1 protein-coding gene is annotated in these 1,208 nt (G+C 69.3%); it reads right to left on the bottom strand.

What is annotated here, in order from left to right; translation table 11 throughout:
• Positions 1-216: 216 nt before the first annotated feature.
• On the bottom strand, positions 217-1,208 hold a 992-nt coding region (locus AC1DZ6_RS25475), incomplete at its 5' end, for a M20/M25/M40 family metallo-hydrolase (protein WP_477099870.1).

Here is a 1,208-nt window from a genome sequence, read left to right as displayed (position 1 = left end):
CCACAAGGGCGTGTCCCCGATCGCGGACTGGGGGACATGCCCTTGCGGCGTGTCCCCAAAGCCCTGCACCGAACTTCCGAAGCGCCTCCCTCACGTCTTGACGCGTCCTCGCTAACTGGGACGCATGACCCCAGCGCCCCTCGTCAAACACCACATCGCCGTCCTTCTCGGCGGCCCCTCGGCCGAGCGGGAGGTCAGCCTGGCCACCGGCGCGGCCTACGCCGCCGCGCTCAGCGTCCGGAAGTCGATGTCRCTGTCGGCAACGAGGTAGACGAAGCTGGCCCAGGCCGCGACGTTCTGCGCCAGTTCGTCCGGACGGACCTTGTTCAGGGTGTCGTCCATCGTGTGGTGGTAGTCGAAGTAGCGGCTGGCGTCCTGATTCAGGGCGATCACCGGCACGCCGGACTCCTCCAGGCCCTCGATGTCGGCGCCGGCGTGGGCCGGCGGATTGCGGTCGACATAGATCTTCAGCGGGGTCAGCACGCGGGCGGCGGTCTGCATGGCCGGGTGGGCGGCCGAGCCCTTGGGGATCTGCAGGCTGTAGATGCGGTCGGCGCCGGTGTCGCTCTCGCCGGCCAGAACGATCTTGGGCAGTTCGTCCTTGTGGGCCGCCAGATAGGCTTCCGACGAGCCGCCGCTCTCTTCCGAGCCGAACATCACCACGCGGATGGTGCGCTTGGGATGCTTGGGCAGGTCGCCGATCAGCTTGGCGGCGGCCGTGGTGATGGCCACGCCCGTGGCGTCGTCCAGGGCGCCGGTGCCGACGTCCCAGCTGTCCAGGTGGCCGCCTATGACGATCACTTCGTCAGGCTTTTCAGAGCCCTTGATCTCGCCCGAGATGTTCCAGGCCACGTCCTTGGGGTCGACGCTGGAGTCGAGCTTCAGCTTGATGCGCAGCGGGCCTTTGGCGGCCAGGCGCTCCAGTTGCTCGGCCTCCGGCACGCCCAGGGCGGCGGCGGGGATGGTGACGACCTGCTCGCCGAAGGCGGTGACGCCGGTGTGCGGGACAGTGGAGTCCGAGGTCGAGATCGAGCGGATCAGCACGCCGACCGCGCCGCGCTTGGCGGCCTCGACCGGACCCGAGCGCCGCGAAATGCCGGCCACGCCGTAGCCGGCGCCGTCCTGGGCGCGGACCATCGGCTGGGTGATCACGACGATCTTGCCCTTCACCGCGCTGTCCGGCGCGGCGATCAGCTCGGCGTAGGTGT

Source organism: Caulobacter sp. P1_B12_2, assembly GCF_056406675.1.
Note: the sequence above shows the minus strand (reverse complement) of the source record. Positions and strands in the feature narration are given on the sequence as shown.